This is a genomic window from Chengkuizengella marina (assembly GCF_009910845.1).
GTDB classification, from domain to species: Bacteria; Bacillota; Bacilli; order Paenibacillales; family KCTC-33759; genus Chengkuizengella; species Chengkuizengella marina.
Map to the genome: position 1 here is coordinate 1 of NZ_SIJB01000032.1, position 16,347 is coordinate 16,347.

General features: G+C 31.6%; 13 protein-coding genes. 11 read left to right on the plus strand and 2 right to left on the minus strand.

The features are described from left to right. The 7 genes from ERL59_RS15810 to ERL59_RS15840 all read left to right on the plus strand — a co-directional run. A partial coding sequence (locus ERL59_RS15810) for a DM13 domain-containing protein (RefSeq protein ID WP_160647205.1) occupies positions 1-345 on the plus strand: 345 nt, incomplete at its 5' end. Positions 346-362: 17 nt separating this feature from the next. Continuing rightward, the gene (locus ERL59_RS15815; protein WP_160647206.1) at positions 363-1,646 is read left to right on the plus strand and encodes a molybdopterin-dependent oxidoreductase; all 1,284 of its coding nucleotides are present in this window, start codon (positions 363-365) and stop codon (positions 1,644-1,646) included. A gap of 226 nt (positions 1,647-1,872) precedes the next feature. Beyond that, positions 1,873-3,036, plus strand: a complete 1,164-nt coding sequence (locus ERL59_RS15820) for a DUF418 domain-containing protein (protein ID WP_160647207.1) — start codon at positions 1,873-1,875, stop codon at positions 3,034-3,036. Positions 3,037-3,080: 44 nt separating this feature from the next. Next, on the plus strand, positions 3,081-4,259 hold the full coding sequence (deoB, locus tag ERL59_RS15825) for a phosphopentomutase (protein WP_160647208.1): 1,179 nt from the start codon (positions 3,081-3,083) through the stop codon (positions 4,257-4,259). A gap of 37 nt (positions 4,260-4,296) precedes the next feature. Beyond that, positions 4,297-5,133: a purine-nucleoside phosphorylase gene (locus ERL59_RS15830; RefSeq protein ID WP_160647209.1), complete on the plus strand. Its 837-nt coding sequence runs from the start codon at positions 4,297-4,299 to the stop codon at positions 5,131-5,133. A 166-nt stretch (positions 5,134-5,299) separates the two neighbouring features. Further along, a complete protein-coding gene (locus tag ERL59_RS15835; protein WP_160647210.1) occupies positions 5,300-7,315 on the plus strand; it encodes a DUF5050 domain-containing protein in 2,016 nt (671 codons plus the stop codon). A gap of 18 nt (positions 7,316-7,333) precedes the next feature. Then, entirely contained in the window at positions 7,334-8,635 is a 1,302-nt protein-coding gene (locus tag ERL59_RS15840; protein WP_160647211.1) for a pyrimidine-nucleoside phosphorylase, read from the plus strand. Between the two features lie 443 nt (positions 8,636-9,078). Here ERL59_RS15840 and ERL59_RS15845 read toward each other — a convergent pair whose 3' ends face one another. Together ERL59_RS15845 and ERL59_RS15850 are read right to left on the minus strand one after the other, a co-directional pair. Continuing rightward, positions 9,079-9,282, minus strand: coding sequence for a hypothetical protein (locus ERL59_RS15845; protein ID WP_160647212.1), 204 nt, complete (start codon positions 9,280-9,282; stop codon positions 9,079-9,081). Next, positions 9,275-9,862, minus strand: a complete 588-nt coding sequence (locus tag ERL59_RS15850) for a hypothetical protein (protein WP_160647213.1) — start codon at positions 9,860-9,862, stop codon at positions 9,275-9,277. Before ERL59_RS15850 ends, ERL59_RS15845 begins: the two co-directional genes overlap by 8 nt. Positions 9,863-10,323: 461 nt before the next feature. Between ERL59_RS15850 and ERL59_RS15855 the strand changes: the two genes are divergently transcribed. The 4 genes from ERL59_RS15855 to ERL59_RS15870 all read left to right on the plus strand — a co-directional run bounded on the left by ERL59_RS15855 (position 10,324) and on the right by ERL59_RS15870 (position 16,298). Beyond that, positions 10,324-11,229 (plus strand): ABC transporter ATP-binding protein, encoded by a 906-nt coding sequence (locus ERL59_RS15855; RefSeq protein WP_160647214.1) that lies wholly within the window; start codon positions 10,324-10,326, stop codon positions 11,227-11,229. Beyond that, positions 11,226-12,026 carry an ABC transporter permease subunit gene (locus tag ERL59_RS15860; RefSeq protein WP_160647215.1) on the plus strand — a complete coding sequence of 267 codons (801 nt, stop codon included), beginning with the start codon at positions 11,226-11,228 and terminating at the stop codon, positions 12,024-12,026. Before ERL59_RS15855 ends, ERL59_RS15860 begins: the two co-directional genes overlap by 4 nt. Before the next feature lie 57 nt (positions 12,027-12,083). Beyond that, on the plus strand, positions 12,084-12,662 hold the full coding sequence (locus ERL59_RS15865; protein WP_160647216.1) for a TetR/AcrR family transcriptional regulator: 579 nt from the start codon (positions 12,084-12,086) through the stop codon (positions 12,660-12,662). Between the two features lie 189 nt (positions 12,663-12,851). Next, entirely contained in the window at positions 12,852-16,298 is a 3,447-nt protein-coding gene (locus ERL59_RS15870; RefSeq protein ID WP_160647217.1) for an SCO7613 C-terminal domain-containing membrane protein, read from the plus strand. Positions 16,299-16,347 lie beyond the last annotated feature (49 nt).

Consider the following 16,347-nt stretch of genomic DNA (forward strand, 5'->3'; position numbering starts at 1 on the left):
ATGAAAGATAAAGAAATGGTCGATCTTAGTTTCTCTGGAAGTTTTGTAGATGCTGATAGTAGTCACTCAGCTTCTGGTGATGTATTTACTGTAAATACAGATGATGGTGTATATTTACGTTTTGAAAATTTTGAAGCAACAAATGGTCCTGATTTATATGTCTATCTAGCTAAATCTGGTGAGGAAACTTCGGATGGTATTAGATTAGAGAAACTAAAGGGGAATGTTGGAGATCAGAACTACTTACTTCCAGCAGGGGTTGATTTAACTGAGTATGATAAAGTGGTTATATGGTGTAAAGCATTTGATGTAGATTTTGGTTATGCTGAATTATCCAAATCTTAATATTGGATGTGATATAAATGAAAAACAATTTTAATTGGTTTAAAATTCCTTATGGAAAAAAACTAAAAAATATTCATAAATGGAATGCTTGGGTTATATTGATTTTAGCCATCACCGGAGGGGTATTATATATCCCCTCCATCCGAGGTGATTTAGGGTTAGTTCGAACAATTCTCAAGGAGTTTCACATTTATATTGGGTTTATATCCATTTTGTTACTGGTGTTATATTTACCTTATCTATTTAAACATACAAAACAGCTAAGAAAAAAAATAAATCAGAAATTTAATTTAGCTGTTGTTTTATTTCTTATAATAGGATGGAGCATATCAGGATTAGTATTATGGCAATATAAAAATTTGCCGCCTGCATGGACAAATACAGCGTTGTTTTATCATGATTTATTAACTTGGGTTGGAATTCCATATGTGATCTATCATTCCATCACAAGGCTAAGATGGTTAAATAAAAAACGAACAATAACTAAGAAAGAAAATCAGGTTGTAAAATCAGATCAAGAAAATAAGGATTTGGATAATGATATTCAAAAACGCATTGCAGCTTGGTTAGAAAAATCCCCTATTTCTCGTCGCAGCTTCATAAGAGTCTCTGTAAGTACATTGTTAGTAATAGGAATTGGTCCATCCTTTTATCGTTGGATAAAAAAAACGTTGGACACAGGAGGTTCGGATTTAACTGAATTCAATGCTGGAGATGGTAATCGAATGCTACCAGCACCTAGACCACTACCTGATTCTCAGAAGGTAATTGGAGGAGGAAGTCAGGGGAATTACAGAGTTTATACGGTTACAGAAATTCCATCATTTTCATCAGATACATGGGCTTTTACAATAACAGGATTGGTTAATAAAGAACTTACATGGAACTGGGAACAGTTTCTGAAAATATCAAGAAAAGTCCAAGTGAGTGACTTCCACTGTATAACTGGATGGTCTGTTTACAACAATACATGGGAAGGGATACCACTATCTCAATTGTTAAATTTAGTAGGTGTAACTAAAAAAGCAAAATACGTCAAGTTATATTCAGGAGATGGAGTATATACAGATGCACTATCTTTAGAACAAGCTAGATTAGATGATGTGATGGTAGCTGTTTTATTGGATGGAAAACCAATTCCACAGAAATTAGGTGGTCCTGTGAGGTTAGTTGTTCCTCAAATGTATGCATACAAATCAGTGAAATGGCTTCAAACAATAGAATTAATAGAGGAAGAACATCTTGGATATTGGGAAGTAAGAGGATATGAAAATGACGCGTGGGTGAAGGGTATAACTTGATTTGTTTTTAAGTTATATCCTATTATTGTGGCATTTTTGTGATTCATGAAAATGACATGAGGTGATTTTCAAATCACAGAAATGCTATAATATTAAAATTGGAAGGTTTAAGAATGATGTGAATGATAAATAGAAAGGAGAGGATGTTTGTATTTTTGAAAAAAAACTACCCACGCAACCTCAGGAGCGATTGGTTATTTTAGACATTCTAAGAGGATTTGCTATTTTGGGGATATTAATTTCAAATATGCCTTATTTTCAATCTCCCCAACTATACAATGATTTATTAGTGGATCAAGTATGGACTCACGTTTTAGACCCATACATAGATAAAATATATGTTGTATTCATTCAAGGAAAGTTTTATACCATGTTCTCCTTTTTATTTGGAATAGGGTTTATAATATTTATGAATCGAGTAGAGCAATCAGCAAATAAACCAACACTTTTATATAGTCGAAGATTAATTGCTTTATTAGTGATTGGAATTATTCACGCTTTGTTTATTTGGTGGGGAGATATACTTGTTACATATGCCTTTCTTGGTTTTATATTATTGTTATTTAACAATCTGAAACCAAATCTATATTTGACATTTGGAATTGGTTTGGTAGCCGTTTTTAATTTTCTTATGTATTGGTCCGCTATGATTATGGGTCAATATGGAAATGGAAAAGGTGGAAGTGATTACTCATCATTAGAAATGATAGAAATTCAAAACAAGATCAGTACTTCAGTACTTCATTATGGAGAAGGTACGATTTACGAAATTATTTCACAAAATGTCTATGACTGGTTTTATGTTGCTCCATTAGGTATAATATCTTCATTATTTTTAATTTTCCCCATGTTCTTAATAGGGGCATATTTTGGCAAACAAAATATTTTTACTAAAATGAGTGATCATGTTAACCTTTTTAAAAAAATATGGATTTGGAGTTTCATATTTGGTTCTATATTACAGATTGTGAAGTTATGGGCATATCCTCATATCAATGAGTTGCCATTTTCTGTTTACACTTTCTGGTATTATTTAGGAATTTCGGTCGGTGACCCTTTATTTAGTTTCTTTTACCTAACATCTATTGTATTATTATTTCAGAGGAACTTTATTAAAAATATATGGATTCATTTAAGCAGAGTGGGACGAATGGCATTAAGTCATTATTTGTTTCAATCTGTTATTTGTGTCTTTATATTTTATAATGTTGGATTAGGTCTTTATGGAAAAATTGGATTTGCCCTGGGATTATTATTAGCAATTATCATATATAGCGTTCAGGTATGGTTAAGTGCAGTATGGTTCAAAAAATTTCGATATGGTCCATTCGAATGGATTTTGAGAATGTTTACTTATGGTAGTAAGATCACAATAAGAAGGGGAAAATAGGATTTTAAATGACCTAATATACTTACATAAGGAGGATTTTGTAAATGAGCTTTAAACGTATTTCATTAATTGTGTTGGATAGTGTTGGTATTGGAGAAATGCCAGATGCAGAACAATTTGGAGATAAGGGTGCACATACATTACAGCATATAGCAGAACAGGTGCCTTCTTTTTCCATACCTAATATGGAGAGGCTTGGTTTAGGGAACATCACTCAAATGGAAGGTATTCATGCAGTGTCAAACCCTTTGGCACATTACGGGAAAATGGAGGAAGCTTCCGTTGGTAAAGATACAATGACTGGACATTGGGAAATCATGGGTCTAAAAGTAACCATTCCTTTTAAAACATATCCAGATGGATTTCCAGAAGAATTGTTAAAACAATTTGAAGAAAAAACTGGCAGAAAAGTCATTGGGAACAAACCAGCTTCTGGTACAGAAATATTGGATGAGTTGGGCGAACAACAAATGAAGGAAGGGGCTTGGATCGTTTATACTTCTGCAGATAGTGTATTTCAAATTGCTGCTCATGAGGATGTAATCCCATTAGAGGAATTATACAAAGCATGTGAGATTGCAAGAGAGTTGACTTTACAAGATGAATTTGTAGTTGGAAGAGTCATTGCCCGTCCGTATATAGGTGAACCAGGGGATTTTAAACGTACTGCCAATCGTCACGACTATGCACTTAAACCACCTGCCCGTACAGTAATGAATGAGTTAAAAGATGCAAATAAAGACAGTATAGCGATTGGGAAAATAAATGATATTTTTTCTGGTGAAGGTGTGACCGAAACTTATCCAACTAAAAGCAATCTAGATGGTATTCAACGTACAATTGAAGTATTGAAAAAGGATTTTAATGGCATGGTCTTTACGAATTTAGTTGATTTTGATTCACTGTATGGTCATAGACGAGATCCTGCTGGTTATGCTAAGGCATTAGAAGAATTTGATACTTATTTACCAAAAATCATGGACGAAATTGGAGAAGAAGATTTGTTGATTATAACAGCAGATCATGGAAATGATCCTGTTCATCATGGTACTGATCATACTAGGGAATACGTACCATTACTAATATGGAATCCTACATTTACAGCTGGAAATTCACTAGGTATTCGCTCAACATTTTCTGATATTGGTGCTTTGGTAGCAGAGAATTTTAATGTTAAAAAACCAGAAAACGGAACATCATTTTTAAATGATTTGAAAGCTTAAAATAAAAATTTTGAAGAATTTGAGGGGGACGTAAGGTATGGGTAATGAAATAAGAAACTTTAGTAGTGAGTATATTAAAGAATCGGCAGAGTTTATCAAAGGAAAACTAAAGGATTCACCCGAAATCGGATTAATTTTAGGTTCTGGGTTAGGTGTGCTTGCAGATCAAATTGAGTCTGCGATTGAGATTCCATATGAAGAAATTCCTCATTTTCCTGTTTCAACAGTTGAAGGTCATGACGGTAAGTTAGTAATAGGTTTGCTGGAAGGGAAAAACGTCCTAATGATGAAAGGTCGCTTTCATTTATATGAAGGGTATACTGATGAAGTAGTTACATTTCCAATTAGAGTTATGAAAGCGTTGGGGATTAACACACTTGTTGTGACAAATGCTGCTGGGGGAGTTAACACTTCATTTGAACCAGGTAATCTTATGTTAATTGAAGATCATATTAACTTTACAGGTAAAAATCCGCTGATTGGACCAAATGATAATGAATTAGGGGCTCGATTCCCTGACATGTCTGAAGCTTATAGCAAGAGGTTAAGAGCGATTGCAGAATCAGTGGCAAGTAATTTACAAATTAATATACAACAAGGTGTTTACATCGGCTTACTTGGCCCTTCCTATGAAACTCCAGCTGAAATTCGCATGCTGCGTATATTAGGTGCTGACGCAGTTGGAATGTCCACAGTTCCAGAAGTGATAGCTGCTAAACATGCTGGCATTGAGGTGCTTGGTATTTCCTGTATTAGTAACATGGCTGCAGGAATCTTAGATCAACCATTATCCCATGATGAAGTAATGGAAACAACGGAAAAAGTAAAAGAGCAGTTTTTAGGCTTAGTTAAAGGCATCCTTCCTAAATTGTAATAAAGATAAAAATGATAAATTCCCTCAAAATGACCAAAAATAAAATTTAAATGCAACTTTTTACATGGAAAAATCGTACAACTATAATAAGTGAAATGATATTCATAAAATATGTAAACATAAAGATGCAATTACTAATGTAACCTGGTTATGGAGAGGGAAACAAATGAAAAATAAAGAAATTGAAGACAACAAGAATAAAGAGAAGGTCAAAAATAAAAAAAAATTTTATATTCTAATTTTAGCTTTAGTTTTCATTATTAGTTTAATTGGTTGGTGGTTATTTCCTACACAAGAAACAAAACCACCTCAAACTCAAACAGAAGATGAGGAAAGTCTAATGGGGACCCTTCCCCTACCTTTCCCTTTTCCAACAGGTGAACCTCTTCCAAACAACCACCCGATACAACCAGAACACAATTTAGATGTATTTGAATCAAGTAACATCATCTATGATGGGAGCGATACATATTTCAGGAATGAATTAGATGATTGGAAATTATACGTATTACATAATGGAGAGCAAGAGCCAGAAAAAGTAATGGATGAAGCAGTTTATTATATGACGAAAGTAGAAGAGAAAATACTTTATACGCAATCAAACGAGCTTGGTATCTTCATGATTGATACAGATGGATCGAATAAAGAACAAATTACAGGTGATTCTACTCATCAGTTTATCGTACAAGATTCATGGGTTTATTATGTGGATGCTTCAGATCGGAATAGATTAACCAAAGTTAAGTTAGATGGAACTGATAAAGTAGTATTATCAGATGATGAAATACACAGCTTTTTGATTCAAGAAAATTGTATCTATTATGTAAATCGTTCAAATGAATTAAATCTATATAAGATGAAAACGGATGGTTCATCTAGATTATTAGTGTCTAAGGATTCTGTAACAAATCTTAAAATTTTAGATGACTGGATTTATTATTTATTTGAAAACAATATTTATAAAATAAATAAGGATGGATTGGAGCTTGATATCGTTTCTAATGAATACATTCAGTTTTTCCAAATCTCCCAAGACTGGATTTATTATCGTACAGAAGGAATAGGGGGGAATTTATGGAGAATGAAGCTTGATGGTACCAATAAGGAGCAAATTTCCATTTCAGGATATGATCTTGATTTTATAGAAATTTGGGATGATTGGGTATTTTACTATAGTGCTTTCCTAAATAAAGAGCTGTATCATTTGGACGGAGAAACTAAAAAGATCTCAGAAAAAGACATAAGTAACTTGTTTGTACATAACAATTTGTTATTTTATTTAGACAACAATGATTTTAATAAGTTATATCAAATGGATTTAAACGGTGAAAATATAAACAAAATAGTTGATTCAACCGTTACAGAATATGAAATTTATGATAACAAGATCTACTACAGAAATGCACTTGATGAAAACAAGCTGTATGAGACGGAATTATTGGGTGAAAATAATGTAAGAGTAATTGATCAAAGGTTATTACAATATGAGATGTACAATGATCAGTTGTATTTTATTGAAGATAGTGATCAACAGAGATTGTTCCAATATGATATGGAAACTAAACAATTGACTAAAATTACAGATGAACAAGTTTACCAATTTTATATTTTAAATGAAAAAATATTTTATACTTCCCAAGAGGGTTCAAACATAGTTAATTTAGATGGAACTGATTTGCTTAAATTAACAAGTGACATAGAGAACCCTAAGATTTTAGGTGATTGGATTTATTATGTTGGATATGGTGAACATGAAAATTTATACCGTATAAAACAAGATGGAAGTGAGCAGACCAAACTCACTACAATAAACACAAATAATTACATGATTTTAAACGATTGGATTTATTATATTGAAGATTGGAAGCTCCATAAAATAAAACTGGATGGCTCAGAAAAAGTAAAAATAAGTGATAAATCTGTTAATTTACTATTATCAATAGAAAACGATTGGATATATGCTTCATCTTCCTTAAACGCAAGTCCTATCAGTGTTTACACTACAGTATTTAAAGTTAAAACAAATGGAAAATCATATGAAGAACTAATCAATGGGTACATTGAAGATTTAGAAATAACAGATAAAGGCATTTTGTTTACAGAAAATCAAGAAAGCTATCGAACATTTAAAGTTAATATAGATGGTTCTAACGAAAGTGTTTTATTTACACCAACACCATAACAAAGGAGATATACTAACATGAGAATGGTTGATTTAATTTCTAAAAAAAGAGAAGGTTTATCTTTAACTAGAGATGAAATTCAATACATGATAAAAGGGTATACGGATGGAACCATCCCTGATTATCAAATGTCAGCTTGGGCGATGGCCGTATTTTTTCAAGGATTAGATGCTAACGAAACTTCACAATTAACAATGGAAATGGCACGTTCTGGAGATCAAGTTGATTTGTCAGGAATAAAAGGAATTAAAGTGGATAAACATTCAACTGGTGGTGTAGGAGATAAAACAAGTTTAATCGTTGTTCCATTAGTAGCATCAGTAGGTGTTCCGGTTGCAAAAATGTCAGGCAGAGGACTTGGTCATACAGGAGGTACGGTTGATAAATTAGAGTCTATTGAAGGATTTAAGATCGAGTTGACTAAAGAGCAGTTTTTTAATAATGTAAATGATTTTAAAATGGCACTTGTTGGACAAAGTGGAAACTTAACACCAGCAGATAAAAAGTTATATGGATTAAGAGATGTTACAGGAACGGTGAACTCGATGCCTTTGATAGCAAGCTCCATCATGAGTAAAAAAATTGCCTCAGGTGCAGATGCTATTGTGTTAGATGTAAAGGTTGGAGCAGGTGCGTTCATGAAATCTTTAGAGGATGCCAAGGAATTAGCAAAAACGATGGTTTCTATTGGAAATCATTTAAACAGAAAAACGATAGCAGTAATCACCGATATGAATCAACCGTTAGGTTTTGAAATAGGAAATGCAAATGAAGTGAAAGAAGCAATTGAGGTTCTAAAAGGCAAAGGAGAAGAGAGATTAACAAAAGTTTGTTTGACACTTGCATCTTATATGGCTGTAGCCGGACAAGTATACCCTGATTTTAATACAGCTTATAAGCAGTTTGAAGAAGTATTAAAATCAGGACAAGCTGTTGAAACTTTTGCAAAATTTGTTGAAGCACAGGGTGGAGATTCAGAACTAGTTACTCAACCTGAAAAATTACCTCAGTCCAAGTATCATATCAATGTAATTGCGGAACAAGCAGGGTATATTCAAGACATTAATGCAGAATCTATAGGTTATGCGGCCATGTATCTGGGTGCTGGCAGAAAAACAAAAGAAGATCAAATTGATTATGCTGTTGGCATAACATTAAAGAAAAAAGTAGCCGATGAGGTTTCTATTGGTGAAGTAATTGCAGTGATACATAGCAATAATAAAGAAGTTCAAGATAGTTTAGACTTAATACAGCAGTCAGTGAAAATATCTGCAGCAAAAGTGGAAGAATTACCTATTATTTATGAGGTAATTGAATAACAAGAAATAATAAAGGAAAAGAAGGTTGTAATCTCTATAGAAATAAAATGCACCTTCTTTTTTTATTTTTTATAATTATATCAAATGAATAATTTAGAAAGATCCTGTAAAGGGGGTTCTAATCCCCGATAATATCTAATCTTACCTCTTAGAAAATATAATTCATCATCTGAACCCTCACTCAATATTGAAAATGGGAGTGTCAAAAATACGAAAACCATTATCATCCCTATTGCAACATATTTTTTCAAATAAGCCCTCCTAAACATCAATAAACCCGTAAAGAAAATCTATGGAATCCTACAGCATCTTAGATGTTTATATCTTAGATTGCTGTGAGTCGCTTGATTTTTAGGGATGATGAACTGTGGGAGTTAAAAAAAGAAATAAAATCACTAACTCTAGCATCTTGAGTAAATCGCTTTTCACGTATTTAATTTTATTTATATCACCTGTACTCCTCGAGCTGTTGGAAGTGCAAAATACATTCCATTCATTGAGAGAGCATTAGAAACGGTTTTTATGACTGGATTCTCTGCAATATCCCTAGCAACCCGATACTCAGGATTACTTATTCTTAAATCTTTTAAAAGATCATCAATCATCTGAATTAACATGTTAATAGCATGAACTTTTTCTTCATTCATAACTTTCTTTCCAACTTTCTTCAATATCGCCAAAACGGTCTTTTGCCGCAGCTATTATTAACTCCAGAGGTATACCTGAGTCCTCAATTGGTTTTATTTCGGATTCTACAATTTCTTCTATAATTTCCTCTGTTGTTTTATTCTGACTATCAATGTTGTACACTTTTGCTATTCTCTCTAACTCCTCAAAAGATAATTGGCTAAACCTCTCCTTGGAAGCAATTCGTGTTTCTTCTAAGAAATTTTCATATTCCACATCGGACATTTCTTCGATATCCAGTCCATCTATCCAAGTTTCAAATTGTTTTGTTTCAGCTTCTATAATCTCTCCTATAATTTCTTCCGTTGTTTTATTCTCACTATCAATGTTGTACACTTTTGCTATTCTCTCTAACTCCTCAGAAGACAATTGGTTGAGATGCTCTTCTGTGGAAGTTCGTTGTTTCTCTACGTATTTTTCTAATTTTTTATCTAGCGAATCGTTATTTATACTTTCAACTAAATCTGTATTAGTGATCCCTATTATTCCTACCCCTATTAATAGTGCTACTAGTGTAACTCCAATTATTATTTTTTTCATTGTGTATGCCTCCTTTTAAACTGAAATTTGAATTTCTCTCTCAACCCTATTCTAAGTTGTTTGATTAGACAAAAATAGTACTATCTTTTGCTAGTACCATTTCAAGGGCAGCTTGACATGGAACCTCTGCGGGCATAACTTTTACACGAAAGAGTGAAGCAGCAATAAACGAAATTTTATAATTTACATAAAATAAAATATTTTCTCTAAAGTTTATATAATAAGTAATTTTACAGGTACGTACCCCCCGAAAAAAAAGACTATAATTACAGATGTTCCTCAACGTACTTTAAGTAGAGTTATATCTTTTTTAAGAATAACGTAATAATGATCTCACACTAATAAAAATGTACTTATTTTAAAATAAAGTACATTTTTTCTGGTTATCAACATAATAATTATGATATAATATACTTATACTAAAAATAAGTATATTTTATGAATTTAAGGAGGAGAGATTGATGAGTGCAATTTCCACCAAGAATTTAACGAAGTATTATGGAAAACATAAAGGAGTTTCTAACATTAACTTAGATGTAAAGGAAGGAGAAATTTTTGGGTTTATTGGACCGAATGGAGCTGGAAAGTCTACTACAATTCGCATGTTAATGCAGTTGATAAAACCAACATCTGGTGAAATTAGTGTATTAAATAAACCACTTACTACTGAGCAGCATACTTTGAGGAATAAGATAGGGTATTTACCTTCAGAAATTAATTATTATAAAGATATGACAGGAAAACAAGTATTAGAATTTGCTGCTAGAGCGAACGATATTCAATTAAAAGATACTTCTACCAACCAATATGCTGAACTCTTAAATTTTGATATGTCTAAAAAAGTGAAATCCTATTCTATGGGTAACCGAAAAAAATTAGGGATTTTACAAACTTTATTGCACAAACCTAAGTTGTTGATTTTGGATGAACCGACATCAGGTCTAGATCCTTTAATGCAGCATTCCTTTTTTGATTTATTGAAAGAACTAAATAGATCAGGCATGACAATATTTTTCTCTACTCACGTTTTGTCTGAAGTGGAAAAAGTGTGTGATAGAGTTGCAATTATCCGAAATGGTGAAATTATTCGCACTTCCAAAGTGAGTGAAATTCAAGAATCAAAAAAACGCTCCATCGAGGTACAATTTATGGAATCAGGAAACTTGATTGAAAAATATGGTTTGCAGCAAATGGACTCTGCAGTAGGCTTTAAAAATGGGATTCATTATCTAACGGTACAAAAAGAAATTCATAACGTACTCAAGCACATTTCTCAATATCCTATACAAGATATTTCAATTCACAAGCCTACTTTAGAGGAGTTGTTTATGGAATATTACGAAAAAGAAGAAGGTGAAGAGCAATGAAAACAAACCTAATTAGAAACGAATTATTTTTAAATCGACGCAGCTTTTTAATCAGTGGAGCGGTTATTTTATTATTTAGTGCAATGTTTGCAGGAATGGCCGATATGTATCTTAGTAATGAACTTATGGTTGAATTGTTAAAAACGATGCCTCAAGGTTTGTTAGATGCTTTTGGTATGGATGCTGAATTAATGACTACATTTGAAGGATGGATGGCAGGAGAGCCATTTATGTTTACCGTTTTATTATTAGGTGCATTCTCGGGAATATGGGCTGCTTCCAGTATATCTAAAGAAAAAGATCAACAAACAGGTGAATTTTTATTTACTTTGCCATATAGCCGCACTAGTATTTTTTTGCATAAAGTATTAGCTCAATTTATTCAAATTACAATCATTTCCATCGTGAATTTACTCATAGTATTATTATTTGGTGCTTTATTTAGTGATATTGATTCAGTAAAAACGATCATGCTGTTAATGCTTGGTGCCTATTTCATTAGTTTAGCTTTTGCAGGTGTAGGATATGCTATAACTTCAATTTTATCTTCTGAACGTGCTGCCATTTCGTTAGGGGTAGGGATCGTACTTGTATCCTTTTTATTAAATATGCTTTCTTCGTTAAATGAAGAGTTGAATTGGATGGCAGACTTCAGCCTATTTTCAGTATTTGAAACGAAACAAATTGTGCTGGAATCAAGTTTGACAATGCCAGGCATATTGATTACATTAGGCATCTATTTTGTAGGTATTATATTAGGTAATATAATATTTGTACGAAGAGATATTACGATGTAACAACAAGAGAAAGTTAAAAGTCCCCTTTGAACACATAGTAATAGGAGGAAACCTTCATTGAGTCGTAAAAAAGATCAAATTCTTAAAACAGCAAAAGAGCTTTTTATGGTGCAGGGATTGCAAGAGACTAGCTTGGAACAAATTGCAGAAAAAGTTCCTGCTTCCAAAATGACTATATATAAATATTTTCTAAATAAAGAAGGTTTAATCGAGCAAGTATTAAACGAAATCGTTGATGAAATCATTCAGGATTTTTACACGATGCTTGATCATGCTAAAGATAATCCGTTAGAAGGCTTGATGGAATTACAGCAATATGAAGGTACAGACAAAATATCTCAAGTCTTCATTATGGATCTCGTCAAGTATTATCCACAACAATCTCAAAGATTACTAAGTTATCAAAGAGAAGAAATTATCCCAAGGTTTGAGCATTTTCTCTTTGAAGCACAGAAAAAAGGTCAGATTCGTAAAGACATTTCACCTCATGTGCTCACATTATTTATTATGAGTATTAAACAGTTTTTTGCAAAACCAGAAAATTTAGTTGGAGTCACTGATATCAACGCAATTAGAGATCAATTTATGACTTTATTATATTATGGGATTATTTCACCTGATCATAGAGAGGAATGATGTAATCACTTGAAACAAACTTTGTTAGAAATCAACCATCACTTTTTTATAAGAAGTGATGGTTTTTTTTGGAATAATTAAGAACTTAGGTACTACAAAAAGATAGTACTTATGAGCAAAAGCCTACTATGATAATATCATCCATAATACAAATTTGGTGTTTAAAATGATGTTAAAAGGATGATAGTTATGAAACATTTTTCTAAAAAAGAACGAAATGAAATATTTAATGAAGAATTAGACGTCTTACATGATGAAAAATATATTCAAGATGAGGTATATGAAAATGTGAAAAATGCTCATCAAAGATATGTTTCAACAGGTCATTTTAACAAACTAAACAAAACTACAGAAATGGGTTCAACTGACTTGGATAAAACTTTAGATTCTTCTGAATTAACAAATCATTCAGTTCAAGTTCAGCCAATCTCAAAACCACAAAAGCCTAAAAAAATAAAGACACCTGATCAAAAAAGAGATCAGAACATTACTTGGACATTAATCTTAGGTGTTATTTTACTACTGATAAGCGGATTATATGTAGCTACAAGCAATTGGAGTTTAATGGCGAGTTTTGTGAAAATGATGTCTATAGCCTTTGTATCGGTTTTGTTTTTTGTCATAAGTTGGTTTTCATATAGAGTCCTCAAAATTGAAAAAACTGCTTTTGCTTTTTTAACATTAGCCAGTTTGTTTATTCCAATTATTATCTTATCAGCAGGGTATTTTCAATTATTAAATGAGTGGTTTTCTTTAAAAGGGGAAGGTAAATATTTATTTCTTTTTACAGGTTCATTCCTTTGTATACCTCTTTATATTTTTCTTGCACAAAAATTTAAATCCAGGATGTTTGCATGGATTAGTTTTATCACTTCATCGTTATGTATTGGTTTCTTATTAGCTTCGTTTCAATTAACTAATGATGCTTTTTATTTTGGGATCATGCTGTATAATGCGATGTTATTATATGTATATCACAAATGGAACAAGCGAGACAAATATCGATTATTTGTTAAAGAACTGCCGAATTATGCTCAATTAAATTTAGTTTTAAGTACATTTTTGATGTTGATGATATTTGAGAATGCTATATTTTATAGTTTTAACGTGATATTAACTGCGGTTTTATATATATCTATGGTATTTGTATATCAAACCAAACAATATCATTTTGTATTTAGTGCCTTATTGGTTTATGGTTTATATCAATTCATTGAAAATTCTTTTTTACTACAATTTAATGTTATTTTCTTTGCACTCATAGGGTTTTTGTTTATTGGCTTACAGATTCTTTTAAAAGAAGATCAATACTTAAAGAAAATGTTTGAATATACGAGTGCGATGATTTCATTTTGTGCATTTATTTATATTAGTTTTCAAGGTATATTGCTTCAAATATACCAACCATCAGCATTTATGTTTTTGGCATATATACTAATTTCATTAAATTACTTGTTTCTTGCTTATAAGACGAAGCTGAAACTGTTTTCATATTTGACGTCTATATTTATTATTGTTGCTGGTTATGAATCATTTGAAATTGTATATGATCTTTTCTCTTTTAAGTATTTTGAGTGGTATATGTTTGGGTATGCCTGCTTAATATTTTCAGTTTTATATTTTTTTAATCAGTGGATTTTAGTTTCAACCATTAAAATAAGTAGCCTGATCATTTCTATTCTAACGATGATCATTGTGATGGGAGTGGATTTAGTTCAAGAAGATTTTACTGAATTATCTTTAATGTTGTTTATTTTTGGCTTCATCATATTTGCAGTCTATAAATCAAATCAAAATATACTTGTTTTAAAAACTACATCGTATATAGTCCCTTCTGTTTGGTTGTTAAGTGGGTTATTTAGTTATGATCTGTTGACTAATAAAATTGAAGAGTATGAACACATTTTGGGATACCCTTTTCATTTTAACTTTATTGCGATTGCTTTAATAATGATCCAATGGATTTGGAAAAATCTGAAGGAAAATGAATTAGGTTTTACTACATTTGTCTTCTCACAAATCTCATATACTATTGGGTTATTTTTGTTGCTCCATATAGAAGTAGAAGAGATGTTTATCAGACCTGTTATGTTATTCGTAGGTATAGGCATGTATATTTTATTAGCGATTAGATTGAAAAAAATAAAGGAGTTATGGTTGTTTTCTAGTGTTACAAGTGTACTCTTTTTGTTGTCATTGCTATCCACCTTTGATTTTAAAAACGGGTTATTTATATCCACATATTTATTGATGATTCCGATAATATTATTAAGTATTTACGAGTGGGCAGGGAGAAAATATGTTGTCATTCAACCTTATTATTTTTGGACAGCACAGCTTTATTTGCCAGTTGCTCTTATTGCAAGCATTCTGTTGTTAACCTTTAATCAATTAAATCCTAATGTGCTTTTCATAGGGATATTGGCTTATATTTATAGTACATTGACCTCTAAGAAAGAATGGACACGAAAGCTCTTTTTATATATGTCCTTTACCGTTGTTCTTTTACTTGTCGTTTGTAATATTATTTATTTTGACTTTTCAATTATTCCATTGGATTTTGCTCTCTTTATTACTAGTATGATGATTGGGGTTTCATGGTTGATCGCAAACATGGATTGGAGAAAGAGAATTGATTATTATCTAATCCCTATATCTATGATCGGAATTGTGACACTTATTGATGCAAACATGGAATTGCTTAACGTTGTGATTGGTATGATATATATTTTATTTACACTTTATTTGCTTCATCAACGAAAATGGACTTTATTAAATTTTATTCCATTACTGTTATCGGTTTTTATTTTAGTACAGTACAAGATACAGTTTAATGAGTCGATCATGATTGGTGTTTATGTCATTGGATTTGTATTATTAAAAACGATAGGAGAATTTTGTTACAAGAGGATCTTAATATTCAATGGGAATAAAGATATACGTTTAGATTGGTACACACTCATATCAGTATTTTATATTATTATGACTTATCAATTTATTAATTTTAATGATCCACTATGGATACAGTTAATACCAGCAATATTAACAGTCTATTGGGTCTTTTCTCAAAATAAAAGAGTGAATCTTATTCTTACAAAAAAAATAATAAAAACTTTGTCATTAGTAAGTCTTTTATATCCATATTACATTTTAATTCTAAATGTTAAACTTCCTAAAATAATTGAAATGGAATGTTATGTATTACCTTGGATCGTGTTGACTGTAGTATTATCTAAAATAACTTGGCAGCAAAATCATCACCATATGAAATGGGTTCAAACTATAACATTACTGATTGTATCTATTATTTTAGTAGTTGATGCTCAGTTAAGTTATACGATGAAAGACGCGATTATTTTAGGAACATTATCTCTCATTTCACTAATAGCTGGTTTACATTATAAAATGAAATCTTATTTTTTCATTGGAAGTGGAGTATTATTGTTAAATTTATTTATTCAAACAAAACCTTTGTGGGGGAACGCACCTTGGTGGGTCTATTTATTAGTAGCCGGTATGAGTCTTATTGGATTTGCCAGTTATTATGAATGGCAAAAGAAAAACAGAGGAAAAGATCGAAACTCAAACATGGGAAACATTAAAAAAATGGTAGATAAACTTAAAGAGTGGGACTAAAATAGTTTTTCTATCCCAACCCCAATTATGATTAAGGAACCTTAGATGG

What these genes read in the sequence shown, in the direction of transcription:
- ERL59_RS15815 (WP_160647206.1), top strand. Translation starts at nt 363, where the DNA reads ATGAAAAACAATTTTAATTGGTTTAAAATTCCTTATGGAAAAAAACTA.
- deoB (WP_160647208.1), top strand. Translation starts at nt 3,081, where the DNA reads ATGAGCTTTAAACGTATTTCATTAATTGTGTTGGATAGTGTTGGTATT.
- ERL59_RS15830 (WP_160647209.1), top strand. Translation starts at nt 4,297, where the DNA reads ATGGGTAATGAAATAAGAAACTTTAGTAGTGAGTATATTAAAGAATCG.
- ERL59_RS15835 (WP_160647210.1), top strand. Translation starts at nt 5,300, where the DNA reads ATGAAAAATAAAGAAATTGAAGACAACAAGAATAAAGAGAAGGTCAAA.
- ERL59_RS15840 (WP_160647211.1), top strand. Translation starts at nt 7,334, where the DNA reads ATGAGAATGGTTGATTTAATTTCTAAAAAAAGAGAAGGTTTATCTTTA.
- ERL59_RS15845 (WP_160647212.1), bottom strand. Translation starts at nt 9,282, where the DNA reads ATGAATGAAGAAAAAGTTCATGCTATTAACATGTTAATTCAGATGATT.
- ERL59_RS15850 (WP_160647213.1), bottom strand. Translation starts at nt 9,862, where the DNA reads ATGAAAAAAATAATAATTGGAGTTACACTAGTAGCACTATTAATAGGG.
- ERL59_RS15855 (WP_160647214.1), top strand. Translation starts at nt 10,324, where the DNA reads ATGAGTGCAATTTCCACCAAGAATTTAACGAAGTATTATGGAAAACAT.
- ERL59_RS15860 (WP_160647215.1), top strand. Translation starts at nt 11,226, where the DNA reads ATGAAAACAAACCTAATTAGAAACGAATTATTTTTAAATCGACGCAGC.
- ERL59_RS15870 (WP_160647217.1), top strand. Translation starts at nt 12,852, where the DNA reads ATGAAACATTTTTCTAAAAAAGAACGAAATGAAATATTTAATGAAGAA.